The sequence below is a fragment of the Mesorhizobium sanjuanii genome (genome assembly GCF_002529485.1).
Classification (GTDB): domain Bacteria; phylum Pseudomonadota; class Alphaproteobacteria; order Rhizobiales; family Rhizobiaceae; genus Mesorhizobium; species Mesorhizobium sanjuanii.
This window is the reverse complement of record NZ_NWQG01000007.1, coordinates 24,158-36,950: the sequence shown is the minus strand read 5'-3', so window position 1 is coordinate 36,950 and position 12,793 is coordinate 24,158. Positions and strand designations below refer to the sequence as shown.

The 12,793-nt window shown below is 65.0% G+C and carries 11 protein-coding genes; 2 read left to right on the top strand and 9 right to left on the bottom strand.

Annotated features, from left to right (window positions below; genetic code table 11):
- Positions 1-64 precede the first annotated feature (64 nt).
- Positions 65-1,243, top strand: coding sequence for an MFS transporter (locus tag CN311_RS01660; RefSeq protein ID WP_097571703.1), 1,179 nt, complete (start codon positions 65-67; stop codon positions 1,241-1,243).
- Between the two features lie 357 nt (positions 1,244-1,600).
- Complete coding sequence (locus CN311_RS01655; protein ID WP_097571702.1) at positions 1,601-2,029, top strand: GNAT family N-acetyltransferase; 429 nt, start codon at positions 1,601-1,603, stop codon at positions 2,027-2,029.
- On the opposite strand, the gene CN311_RS01650 is transcribed toward CN311_RS01655, so the two are convergent.
- The 9 genes from CN311_RS01650 to murA form a co-directional block, all read right to left on the bottom strand.
- Positions 2,030-3,160: an anhydro-N-acetylmuramic acid kinase gene (locus CN311_RS01650; protein ID WP_097571701.1), complete on the bottom strand. Its 1,131-nt coding sequence runs from the start codon at positions 3,158-3,160 to the stop codon at positions 2,030-2,032.
- A gap of 3 nt (positions 3,161-3,163) precedes the next feature.
- A complete protein-coding gene (locus tag CN311_RS01645; RefSeq protein WP_097571700.1) occupies positions 3,164-4,168 on the bottom strand; it encodes a serine hydrolase domain-containing protein in 1,005 nt (334 codons plus the stop codon).
- Between the two features lie 92 nt (positions 4,169-4,260).
- Positions 4,261-6,009 carry an ABC transporter ATP-binding protein gene (locus tag CN311_RS01640; protein ID WP_097571699.1) on the bottom strand — a complete coding sequence of 583 codons (1,749 nt, stop codon included), beginning with the start codon at positions 6,007-6,009 and terminating at the stop codon, positions 4,261-4,263.
- A complete protein-coding gene (locus CN311_RS01635) occupies positions 6,006-6,845 on the bottom strand; it encodes an ABC transporter permease (protein WP_097571698.1) in 840 nt (279 codons plus the stop codon). The genes CN311_RS01640 and CN311_RS01635 overlap by 4 nt, the downstream gene beginning before the upstream one ends.
- Complete coding sequence (locus tag CN311_RS01630) at positions 6,845-7,804, bottom strand: ABC transporter permease (protein WP_097571697.1); 960 nt, start codon at positions 7,802-7,804, stop codon at positions 6,845-6,847. The genes CN311_RS01635 and CN311_RS01630 overlap by 1 nt, the downstream gene beginning before the upstream one ends.
- Before the next feature lie 34 nt (positions 7,805-7,838).
- Positions 7,839-9,377 carry an ABC transporter substrate-binding protein gene (locus tag CN311_RS01625; RefSeq protein ID WP_097571696.1) on the bottom strand — a complete coding sequence of 513 codons (1,539 nt, stop codon included), beginning with the start codon at positions 9,375-9,377 and terminating at the stop codon, positions 7,839-7,841.
- 97 nt (positions 9,378-9,474) lie between these two features.
- Positions 9,475-10,398, bottom strand: coding sequence for an N-acetylmuramic acid 6-phosphate etherase (murQ, locus tag CN311_RS01620; RefSeq protein WP_097571706.1), 924 nt, complete (start codon positions 10,396-10,398; stop codon positions 9,475-9,477).
- Positions 10,399-10,574: 176 nt separating this feature from the next.
- Positions 10,575-11,465 carry a glucosamine kinase nucleotide-binding domain-containing protein gene (locus CN311_RS01615; protein WP_097571695.1) on the bottom strand — a complete coding sequence of 297 codons (891 nt, stop codon included), beginning with the start codon at positions 11,463-11,465 and terminating at the stop codon, positions 10,575-10,577.
- Positions 11,462-12,718, bottom strand: coding sequence for a UDP-N-acetylglucosamine 1-carboxyvinyltransferase (murA, locus tag CN311_RS01610; protein WP_097571694.1), 1,257 nt, complete (start codon positions 12,716-12,718; stop codon positions 11,462-11,464). Before murA ends, CN311_RS01615 begins: the two co-directional genes overlap by 4 nt.
- Positions 12,719-12,793 lie beyond the last annotated feature (75 nt).

Sequence of the window (12,793 nt, the reverse complement as noted above, 5' to 3'; positions counted from 1 at the left end):
CTGTTTCTTCATCCATATTGAAATTCCTTATTGATACGGAATTTGATACGGCCATTATTGCCCCATGTCGAACAGTGATCAAGTCGCAACATTGGCAGCAAGGCCGCCCATTCCGGCGCTCGCCTACCTCCTGACCGGCTGCATCGCCGTCATCGGTTCGAACTCGCTGGTCCTCGGTCCGATTGCGCCGGCGGTGGCGATATCCTTTGGAACAAGCGTGCCGGCGGTCATGATCGCCTCCGCCGCCTTCGGCCTCGGCACCTCGGCAAGCGCGCTGTTCCTCGCCCGTTACATCGACCGCGTCGGCGCACGCCGCATGCTCCAGGGCGCGTTGCTGCTCCTGGCGATGGCACTTGTCGCCAGCGCGCTGGCGCCGACGGTGATCGCGCTTGTCGCCGCCCAGTCCGTCGCCGGCATCGCCGCCGGCGTCGCCATGCCGGCCATCTACGCCAGTTCCGCGGCGATCGCGCCGCCTGGCCGCGAAAGCGGCACCATCGGCGTCGTGCTGACCGGCTGGACGCTCTCCATGGTGGCCGGCGTCTCGCTGTCGGCCGTGCTTGCCGATCTCGTGCATTGGCGCGCCGTTTTCGCCGCCGTCGCGCTGCTTGCGGCCCTTGCCGTGGCCGGCCTGACTTTGACCTCGCTCAGCGATGTCAGAAAGAGCGGCCCGGCGCCGACGCCGCTCAGCGCCTTGGCCGTGCCGGGCATCGTGCCGCTTCTGGTCGCCTGTGGCGCTTTCATGACCGCCTTCTATGGCGTCTATGGCTATATCGGCGATCATCTTCATCAAGGCCTGGGCGAGCCCGTCAGCGCCAATGGCTGGGCCGCACTTGCCTATGGCGTCGGCTTCGGCGCGGCGGCACTTCTCGACGGCGTCATCGATCGCCTCGGCGCGCGGCGCGTCATGCCCTTCGCCTATCTTCTGGTCGCCATCGTCTATGTCGCGATGGCGGCAGCCAGCACCAGCTTCGGCCTGACCTTGGCGATGGTGGCCATCTGGGGCCTTGCCAACCATTTCGGGCTGAACGTGCTGGTGATGCGTCTCACCGCGCTCGATCCGTCGTGTCGCGGCACCATCATGGGCCTGAACAGTTCGGTGACCTATCTTGCGGTCTTTGTCGGCACGACCGGCTTCGGGCCGCTTTATTCCAGCTTTGGTTTTGCGGCATGCGCGACAGTGGCGGCGGTGCTCATGCTGGTCGCGGCCTTTGCGGCGGCATGGCGTTCGCCGCGCTCCAGATAGGCGTGGAAGCTTGCGGCGATTCGCAGGGCAATCGCTTCAGACAAAAGCCAGCACTCGACCTGCCAATTGTCGAAGTCGGCGCTGCCCCTCATTGCCCTGCCGGGCATTTCTCCCCGTATAGTGACGGGGAGAAAGAGGCTGGCCGCAACCTTGGCATCCTTTCTGCAACTCTGGTGATTGGCGAAACCGTTGATGAGAGCGTCCCTCTCCCCGTCGCTATACGGGGAGAGGATGCCGGCAGGCAGGTGAGGGGCAGCACCGAGCTGAAGCGATTGCCCTGCCGTCGCTCGCCGGCAAGCTTGCGTCCCCGTCCTGTCCTTCGCTAAACGGAGTGTCCCGCTCCGATCTGGACATGCGATGAAGACGACGCTTGAGACCACCGCGGACCCTTCTCCGGAGGAACTCGCCTTTCTCGGCGAGCGGCTCACCGCCTTCAACGACAGCGATGTCGGCGCTTCCCGGCGAAAGGCGCTCGCCGTCTTCGTCCGCGACGAAGCGGGCAAGGTCGTCGCCGGCATTTCGGGCTACACCGCCTGGGGCTGGCTCTATGTGCAATGGCTCTGGGTCGACGAAAGGCTGCGCGGCCAGCACATGGCGGGCAACATGCTGGAGGCTGCCGAGCGGGAAGCGGTCGCGCGCGGCTGCCATGGCGCCCTGATCGACACGTTCAATCCCAAGGCGGCGAAAGCCTATGAGCGCCAGGGCTATCGGCCCTTCGGCACGCTGCCTGACTTTCCCGTCGGCCGCAGTCGCATCTTCCTGCAGAAGACGCTGCCAGCCGCTTGATCAGCCGGCGAGCCGTCCGCCACGCATCGGCTGTGGCACGCCGGTTGTGCTCGGGAAACTGATCGGCAGGCCGCGCAGCACGCGCACCGCCAGGAAAGCAAAGCATTCCGCCTCAACCGCGTCGCCTTTCCAGCCGAGCGTCTCGGCTTGTACGGCTTCGACGCCGGCGCGGCTGGCAAGCATTGCCATCATCGTCGGGTTATGCCGACCGCCGCCGCTGACGACCAGCTTCCTGGGCCGATGCGGCAGAAGGTCGAGCGCCTTGCCAACGGCAGCGGCTGTGAAGGCCGTCAGCGTTGCCGCGCCATCTTCTGCATCCAGCCCGTCGGCCATCGCCGCGCCAAAGTCGAAACGGTCGAGCGATTTCGGGTAGGGTTTGGTCAGATAGGGATGTTGCAGCAGCTCGGCCAGCCGCGCCTCGTTCACGGCCCCGGCACCTGCCATCGCGCCATCGCGGTCCATGTCGCCAAGCCCTTTCGCCTTGATGAAATCGTTGAGCGGCGCATTGGCCGGACCGGTGTCGAAGGCAATCACATTGTCCTTGCCGTCCCACCAGGTGATGTTGGCGACACCGCCGAGATTGAGCACCGCCATGTCGCCGCTGGCGTCCGCCGCGCGCAAGAGCGCGGTGTGGTAGGCGGCCGCCAGTGGCGCGCCTTGCCCGCCGGCGCGCATGTCGGCCGAGCGGAAGTCGTAGGCGACCTTGGTGTTCAGTATGGCGTGCATCAATTCGCCGTCGCCGAGCTGGCGGGTCTCGCCGAGCCGCCCGGCCTGCGGCGCGCGATGCAGCACGGTCTGGCCGTGGAAGCCGACCACGCCGATGTTGGCCATCGTCAGCCCATAGCTTTCGACGAGGTCCTTCACCGCCGCGGACTGGGCCCGCGTCAGCGCCTCTTCGGCCTCGCGAAAAATCGCCGGTTCCGGCCCGGTGAAGTTCCACACCCTTGCCTGGCGCAGCGTCTCCTCCAGCAAGGTGCGGATCGATTGCGGGTAGGGCGCCAGCGTATAGGTGCCGAAATCCGCGATGCGCTCGCCGTCGGTCTTGATCAGCGCGACGTCGATATTGCCGTCAAGCACGGTGCCGGTCATCAGGCCGACGGCCCAGATTGGTTCTCCACTTTTCGCAATCATGATCTAAGCTCCATTGACGAGATCGCCGACCGACTGGCGAAGCGCGGCAATCCCGCTGTTGAAATGACGTGTCGGATGGATCCGGTTGGCGAGCAAGGTCCATGCCCTGCCCTTGTCGAAATCGATCCACAGCCCGGTGCCGGTAAAGCCGGTATGGCCGATCGTGCCGGGGCTGCACAGCCCGCCGCCGGACCAGTTTTCGTGAGGGCGCTCCCAGCCATGGGTGCGGGTGGCGGACAGCGGCGTGCGCATCAGCGCGATCGAAGCCGGCGAGGCGCCGGTTCCGGTGAGCAGCCCTTGCGCGAAGTCGAGGATCGACGCCGCCGTGCCGAAAAGGCCGGCGTGACCGGCGCCCTGCAGCGCCGAGCAATTGTCGTCATGGACTTCGCCGCAGAGTACGCGATGACGCCAGGTGCAGTCCTCCGTCGCCGCTGCTTGACCGGGCTCGGCGGAGAAGGCGAAGCCCGGGCCAGGGTTCATGGTGCGAATGGTCTTTCCCGACAGACGCTCCAGCGCGAAGCCGAGCAGGATGAAATTGATATCGGAATAGACCTTCTGTCCGGCCTGCCATTCGCGTTGCAGGATGAAGGCGCGCAGCAACTCCGGATCACGGCCATAGGTGTAGATCGGCGCTACGGCGGGGAAGGGCGTCTGATGGCCGAGGCACTGGCGAAACGTCACCTTCCGCTCCCACGCCTTTTCGTCATACTGGCGAAGGTCGGGCAGGGCGGAAATCAGCGGCGCATCGAGATCGATGACGCCTTCTTCGGCCAGCGCCAGGATGCGCGGCGTCGTGAAGATGATTTTGGTCAGCGATGCCAGATCGAACCAGGTGCCTTCATGCATCGGTCTGACTTCAGGCACGATTTGAGCCGAGCCCACCGACTTGACAATCCGGGCTCCACCACGGTCGACAATCCCGAGCACCCCGCCGGGGATACGCTTGGCAGAAACCGCCGCATCAAGCGGCTGGAAGGCACGATCGAAGAGGTGGGCGAGGGCGGTCAATGTCGACCTCCCCAGTTGTCAAACTGAAAAGTTGGCGATCCTTCCCACCCCCCTCTGTCCTGCCGACCTTGCGCACTTCTGGGCGACACGCATCACGCCTCAACCCTCACCCGATGATCCACCCCAAACTGCTCCCATCGCGCCGGAGCAGGTTCAAAGCCCAGCGGCCGCACCAGCGACGGCACTTGCCGCGTATCCAGTTCGAAACGCTCGCGCCGCCGGTCGATGGCCGGCACAGCCGCGATCAGCTTCTTCGTGTACGCGTGCTTCGGCGCAGACAGCACGGACCTCGCATCGCCGATCTCGACGATCTGGCCGGCATAGATGACAGCGATCCGGTGCGCGATGCGCTCTACCACCGCCATGTCGTGCGAGATGAAGAGATAAGCCAGCCCGAATTCGCGCTGCAGGTCGACCAGCAGCTCGAGCACCCGGGCCTGCACCGAGACATCGAGCGCTGAGACCGCTTCGTCCAGCACGACGACGGACGGATTGAGCATCAGCGCGCGGGCGATGCACAGCCTTTGCCGCTGGCCGCCCGAAAATTCGTGCGGGTATCGTTCGAGGCTGTTTTCCGGCAGTCCGACGCGTTTGAGCAGCGTCGCCATCTTCGCCCGCGCCGCCGAACCGAGACGGCCGCCGGTGGCGATCATAGGCTCGGCGAGAATGCTCTCGATGGTGAGCCTGGGATTGAGCGAGGCATAGGGGTTCTGGAACACCATCTGGATGGGCAGCGCGCTCTGCCCGGCGGTAGCCTTGCGCACACTGGCGGAGAAGCTGCCGCGTGTCGATCTGACCAGCCCAAGCACCGCGCGCGCCGTGGTCGACTTTCCCGAACCGCTCTCGCCGACGATGGCCAGGGTCTCGCCTGGCATCAGGTCGAAATCGACGCCATCGACGGCATGCACGGCGCCCGTGGCGCGGCCAAAGAAACCGGACTTGACGGGAAACCGCACCACGAGGTCGTTCACCTTCAGCGCCGGCTCGGTGTCCAGTGCCTTGTCGCGCCGTCCGTCTGAACGCGTGGCGCGGCCGCTGGCGAAATGCGGCACGTCCTGCAGCAAATGCCGGGTGTAAGCGTGCCGCGGCTGGTCGAGGATCTGGTTCAGCTCACCTTGCTCGACGGCCACTCCACCCTGCATCACCATGATCTTGTCGGCGATCCCGGCGACGAGGCCGATATCGTGAGTGATGAAGATCATCGACATGCCGGTTTCGCGCTTCAACTCGGCGAGCAGCGCCATGATCTGCGCCTGCACCGTGACGTCGAGTGCGGTGGTCGGCTCGTCGGCGATCAGCAGGCGCGGATTGCAGGCAAGTGCCGTGGCGATCATCACCCGCTGCAGCATACCGCCGGAAAGCTGGTTCGGTGTGTATTTCAGACGTCGCGCCGCATCGGGAATGCGCACGCGGTCGAGCGCCTCCTTGGCTGCCGCCGTTGCCTGCCGGCCGGTCAGGCCGCGATGCAGGCGAAACGATTCCTCGATCTGCGTGCCGATGGTCAGCACCGGGTTGAGCGAGGTCATCGGCTCCTGGAAGATCATGCCGATTTCGGCGCCGCGGATCTTCGTCAGTTGCGGCTCGCTCGCCGCCGTCAGGTCGAGGACGCTGCCGTCGGCGCGCTTGAGCTTGATCGAGCCACCGGTGATGCGGCCGCCACCGAAATCGACGAGGCGATTGATCGACAGCGCGGTGACCGACTTGCCCGAACCGCTTTCGCCGACGATGGCCAACGTCTCGCCGTCGGCAAGCTCGAAGCTGACGCCGCGCACCACCTCATTGGCTTGCGGCGTGCGGCCGAAACCCACGCTGAGACCGGATACTGAGAGCAGCGGGATCACGCGAGCGCCCTCCGCATCCTGGGGTCGAATATGTCGCGCAAGGCATCGCCCAGCAGGTTGAAGCCGAGGATGCTGATCATGATGGCGATACCGGGAAAGATCATCAGCCAGGGTGCCGTTTCCATCAGGTTGCGGCTGTCGCTCAGCATCAGCCCGAGGGACGCCGCGGGCGGCTGCGTGCCGAGCCCGAGAAAGCTCAAGCCGGCTTCGGTCAGCAGCGCCCAGGCCAGCGCCAGCGTAATTTGGACGGTCAACGGCGCCACCAGATTGAGCAGCAGGTGCCGCGTCACGATGTAGCTTGAACTGCTGCCGAACGTGCGCGCGGCGTCGACGAATTCGCGTGCCTTGAGCGACAAGGCAGGGCCGCGCACCACCCGCGTGAAGATCGGTGTGTAGACGATGGCGATGGCGACGATGCTGGTCCAGGTTCCGGGTCCCGCGACGGCGACGATCAGCAGCGCCAGCAGGATTGCCGGGAACGCCAGCAGCACGTCCATGACGCGCATGACGATGCCGTCCCAGCGGCGTCCGAACCAGGCTGCAGCGAGTCCCAGGACAGTGCCGGCGAGCGCGGCGAAAGCGACCGAAAAGAAGGCGACGATAAAGGACTGGCCGATGCCCATCATCAGCCGGCTCGCCACATCGCGGCCGAACAGGTCGGTGCCCATCCAGTAGGTGCTGTCAGGCGCATGCAGCCGGTCGATCCGGTATTGCATCAGCGGATTGTGCGGCGTCAGACCGAGCAGGCCAAGCACGGCAAGCAGCAGATAGAGACCGACGATGAACCCGCCGATGCGGCCGCTTGGGTGCGCGAAGATGGCCCGCAGCATGCGCATCACTGTTCCCCCAGCCGGATGCGCGGGTCGAGCGCGACATAGGCGAGGTCGACCAGGAGATTGACGATCATGAAGTTGAAGGCGATGAACAGCACGGCTCCCTGCACCAGCGCATAGTCGCGCTGCAGGATCGCGTCCAGCACCAGCCGGCCGAGGCCGGGCAGCGCATAGATCTGCTCGACGATGACGGCGCCGCCCAGGAGATAGCCGAATTCGATGCCGCTCAGCGTGACGACCGGGATCAGCGCATTGGGCAAGGCATGGCGCCAGATCACGCCACGTGCCGAGACCCCCTTGCTGCGGGCAGTGCGGACATAGTCGTCGCTGAGCACATCGAGCATGGCCGAACGCGATATGCGGGTGACCGAAGCAGCGAAGGCACAGCCGAGCGTGATGGCGGGCAGGATCAACTGGCCGAGATTGCGCAAGGGATCGCGCCAGAGCGGCGAGAACTCCCCCATCGCCGGCAGCACGCCAAAGCCGGCCGACAGCGTGTAGATGATCAGGAGCGCCAGCACGAAGTTCGGCGTCGACTGGCCGATCATGGCGGCGACGCGCACGCCGAGGTCGGAGAGCTTCTCATTGTGCGTGGCGGCGAAGACGCCTGCCGGCACGCCGACGACAAGAGCGATGATCATGGACAGCAGCGCCAGTTCGAGCGTCAGCGGGAAGCGCTCGAGGATGATTTCGAGCACCGGCTTGCCATAGGTGGAGGAGATTCCGAGATTGCCGTGCAGCAGGCCGGCGAGCCAGCGCCCATACTGCACGAACCAGGGTTGGTCGATGCCGAAATAGGCGGCGAGCGCCTCACGTTGCGCGGGCGTCAGCAGCCCGGCCTCGGTCCCCAGCATCGCCGTGATCGCATCGCCCGGAACCATCCGGATCGCCACGAACACGACGATGGAGACGCCGATCAGAACGAGAGGAAACACCGCCAGGCGTCGCAGCAGATAGGTCACGCGATGAACACCTCTCGTCCGATCATATGCGTCGTTACTGCTGGATCGTGACCTTGCTCAGGCTGAACAGCGTGCCGGTCGGCGTCGGCACGAAGCCGCTGACGTTCTTCTGCTGCGCCGTATAGCTGTAGGACGTGTAGAGCCAGATCCACGGCGAAACCTCGGCGAGGTGCTTTTCGAAATCGGCGAAGATCGCCTTGCGCCTGGCCGGGTCGGTCTCGGCCCGGCCCTGCTGCATCTGGCGGTCCAGCGTGTCGTCGATATAGTTGGCCACCTTCTGCAGATTGCCTGTCTTGGTCCAGTAGCGGTTGTACATGGTGTAGGGATCCGCCCTGCCGCCGTTCAGCGCCACAGCCATGTCGAAATCGCCCTTCAGCCAGGCGTCGACATAGACGTTGAGCTCCATCATCTTGATGTCGAGCTTGACGCCGATCTCGGCAAGCTGCGACTGGATGACTTGGGCTTCCGCCGCCGCTGTCGGTGGCTCGCCGGTGGCGCCGATCACGGTCGCCGAAAAACCGTCGGCATAGCCGGCTTCGCTCATCAATTGCTTGGCCTTCTCGATATCGCGCTTGTAGCAGAACAATTGGCTGGGATCGGTGGCCATGGCCGGGATGGTGAGCGGTCCCGTGACCTTGCCTTCGCCGAGCGAGGCGGTATCCAGCACTTCCTGCCGGTCGATGGCGCAGGAGATCGCCTGGCGCACCTTGAGCTCGGTCATCGGCTTGCGTGACGGATTGAGCTGTAGCACGTGATAGGCAAGGACCGGCACGCGGTTGAGCTGCAGACTGGCCTCCTTCGGCACCAGCGTGGCGACCAGCGGGTCGTTGAGCAGCGCGAAGTCGATCTGTTTGGTGCGCAGGGCCGCCAGGATCGCCGTTTCGTCCGGCAGCACGGAGATTTCGATACCGTCGACGCCGGTTGCACCACCGGTCCAGTCCTTGTTGGCGCTGAGCACCTCCTTGGCGTTCGGATCCCATTTGTCGAGCTTGAACGGGCCGGAGCCGATCGCTTTCGTGCCGACCGAGCCGGCGGCGATTTCGCTTGCCGGAACGATGGCCGCGTTGACATCGCTCATCGCCGTCAGGATCGGCACGTCCGGCTGCGACAGATGAAAGACCACAGTCGCCGGATCCGGTGTGTCGATGCTGGCGATCGACAGGAAATTGGCGCGGGCGGCTGCACCCGTCTTCTCATCGAGGATACGCTCGAAGGAGGCCTTCACGTCTGCCGACGTGACAGTGGCGCCGTTCTGGAATTTGGCTTTCGGATCAAGCTTTAAGGTCAGTTCCTTGCCGTCGGCTGAGAACTGCCAGGACGTGGCGATGGCCGGCACGATCTGCAGGCTGGCATCGACCCGGACCAGCGGCTCGTAGATCAGCTCCAGCAGCCTGAGCGACGAAAAGGCGGTCTGCTTGTGCGGGTCAAGCCCGGTGGCGTCCTGCGACCAGGCCATGTGCAGCGTCGCCGCGTTGGCCTGGATCGGAACGGACACGATGCCGAGCACCGCCGCCAAGGCGACGGCAGGCAACGCCATGCCGGAAAGCAGTTTCCTCGTGAGTTGCTGTACCATTGTCGTCTCCCATGGTGTTCGAACCTGATTTGCAGTTCCCCGGACCGCTTCACAGGGACACGTATCCCCGAATGTCGGCCCAGAATTCCGTGCGGCTTCACACCGTCTTTTCGCTGATTGCCTTGCGCAGGAAGCCTCCAGCCTTGCCGAGCGCCTCGCGCGCCTCCTCAACCTCCATGCCGGTGGTTACCACCAGGATCGCCAGCTTCACATCCTTGTCGGCCGCTTCGAGCGCATGACGGGCCTGTTGCGCCGTGCAGCCGCTCGTCTGCATGACAATCCTGACCGCACGTGCGACCAGCTTCTTGTTGGAAGGGTTAAGGTCCACCATCAGGTTCTGGTAGCTCTTGCCGATACGGATCATACTGGCGGTGGTCAGCATGTTGAGCACCAGCTTCTGCGCGGTGCCCGACTTCAGCCGGGTCGAGCCGGTCAAAACCTCCGGACCGACGACCGGCGAGATGGCGATGTCGGCAATGCCGGCGATGGTCGAGCGCGGGTTGCAGGACAGCGCCACGGTCGTCGCGCCGACTTCTCTTGCGTGGTTCAGGCCGCCGATAACATAGGGCGTGCGTCCGCTGACCGCGATGCCGACCACCACGTCGTCAGCCATCAGTGCAATCTCCTGGAGGTCTTTCTTGCCTTGTCTCGGATCGTCCTCGGCGCCTTCCGCGGCCCGCAGAAGTGCGTCGGGACCACCGGCGATCAGGCCAAGCACCATGGTCTCGGACACGCCGAAGGTGGGAGGGCATTCCGAAGCGTCGAGAACGCCCAGCCGGCCGCTGGTGCCGGCGCCCAGATAGATCAGCCGCGCGCCTTTCTGGAACGCCAGCACGATCCGGTCGACGGCAGCGGCGATATCAGGAATGACCTTCTCGACGGCGGCTGCAACGCCTTTGTCCTCGTCATTGATCTTGCGCAGCACGTCGACGGTCGGCAGCAGGTCGATATCCATCGTCCCTGGATTCCGGTCTTCGGAAACCAGCCGCTCCAGCTCCGACATCAACGCTTGTTCGCTCATCCACTTGCTTTCAAACTTCATGCCGTCAGCAGGAATGTGACGCAAAGCGCGACCTTGACCAGTACCGGCGAAACATTGGCTTCTCGTGTCGGCGGTTTGGTTTCCGTCTCGTTAACTTTTTAGAATTGGATATTCGTAGTGTCAACGAGATATTGGAATAAAATATTCCTACCGCGCTAGCTGGCATGGAGCGACTTCCTGGCCAGGATGATTGCTCCGGAAACGGCATCGCCATCGGCGGGTTTCAGCCGCCGGCGCACATCGGGTGCAAGCCAGGGTTCGAGCGGGCTGGACAACCCTCCCAGCAACGTCACCCGTGGCGCGCCCTTTTCGAACAGCACCCGCACGAATGTGTCGACGTGTTCGGCGGCGCTCTGCACGATGCGCCGCCCGACCGCGTCGCCCTGGTCGGCGTGGCGGATCACCATCGGCGCCAAGGCAGCGTAGTCGGTCGCTGTGGCGCGGTCCATCCAGGCGACCGCTTCGACCGGATCGTCCTTGAAGCGTTGCATGACTTCGCTCAGCAGCGCCGTCCGCTCATGCCTTCCGTCATGGGCTCGCAAGGCGAGTTGAACCGCCTTCAGACCGAGATCGGCGCCGCTGCCCTCGTCGGACATCGGAAAGCCGTAGCCGCCGACGCGCAGATCGCGCCCCTCGACGAAGCCGAGGCCGATCGAGCCGGTGCCAGCAATGACGATGGCGCCGTCGCGGCCCGAATGCGCGCCGAGGCAGGCGCCGACGCCGTCGCTGACGAAGGCGATGCTGGCGAAGGGATGAGCGACTGCCGTCAACGCTTCCAGCGCGCCCTTGCGGCCGATGCCGGCAAGACCGATGCCGGCCCGGATCCGGGCAATCTCGCTGTTGCCGAAACCTGCCTCGTCGATCGCCGCGCCAAAGGCTCTCGCCACCGATGCCCAGGCTGCGTCGACGCCGAGCCGCGTCGTCGCCGGGCCCGACAGGCCCTGTCCCAGCACTGTGCCCGTCTCGTCCTCGATGCGGGCACGGCAACCGGTGCCGCCGCCATCGACGCCGAGGAAGAAATGCGGCGATCCCGAGCCGGCGCTCATGCGCTGATCCGCTCGATCTCGGCGCCGCACAGCCGCAGCTTACGGTCGAGCTGCTCATAGCCGCGGTCGAGGTGATAGACCCGGTTGATCGTCGTTTCGCCTTCGCACACCAGCGCCGCCAACACCAGCGAGACGGAAGCGCGCAGATCGGTCGCCATCACTTGCGCGCCCTTGAGCCTCTCGCCGCCGCGCACCAGCGCCATGGTGCCTTGCAGCTTGATATTGGCGCCGAGCCGCATCAGTTCGGGCACATGCATGAAGCGGTTCTCGAAAATGGTCTCGCGCAGCAGCGAAGCGCCGTCGGCGCAGCACATCAAGGCCATGAACTGGGCCTGCAGATCCGTTGGGAAACCTGGATATGGTTCCGTCGTCAGGTCGGCCGCCTTGAGCGGCCCATCCCTCGACACGATCAGGCCGCGATCGCCAGGCCAGATCTTCACACCGGTGGCCTCGAGAAGCTGCACGACCGATGCCATGTGCTCGAGCCGCGCATGGGTCAGCTCGAGCTGGCCGCCGGTGATGGCGGCCGCGACCGCATAGGTGCCGGCCTCGATGCGGTCGGGGATGATGTCGTGCGTGGCGGCGCGCCAGCTCGATCCGCCCTCGATCAGGATGCGATGCGTGCCGGCGCCCTCGATCCGCGCCCCCATGGCGTTGAGGCAAGCGGCAAGGTCGGCCACCTCAGGCTCGCGCGCCGCGTTGAGGATTTCGGTTTCGCCCTTGGCCGTGGTCGCCGCCATCATCGCGGTCTCCGTCGCCCCGACCGACGGCGAACTCAGCACGATGCGCGCGCCCCGCAAACCGTTCGGCGCCGCGGAGACGATCAGTCCGTTTTCGATAGCGATGTCGGCGCCAAGCGCGGCGAGTGCCGCGACATGCATGTCAACCGGCCGGGCGCCGATCGCGCAGCCGCCCGGCAGCGAGACCCTGGCATGGCCGAAGCGGGCAAGCAGCGGGCCGAGCACGAGCACCGTCGCGCGCATTTTCCGCACCGTGTCGTACGATGTCTCCTTGGAAACGGCCTTGCTGGTGTCGATCGTCGCGGCATGGCCAGATCTAGTGACCACGGCGCCATGAAGACCGACCACGCCAAGCATGTCTGCCACATCCGTGACACCAGGCAGGTTCGTCAGCTCCAGCGGATAGGGGCTGAGCAAGGCGGCCGCGATCTGCGGCAGCGCCGCGTTCTTGGCGCCGGAGATCGTCACCGCGCCCTCGAGCCTTCGTCCACCGACGATCCGCAATTTGTCCATGGCTTTGAACCTGATCCGACATGCCCAATGCATGTCGCCCAAAAAGTGCACAGCGGTTTTGGGGTAACGACATGC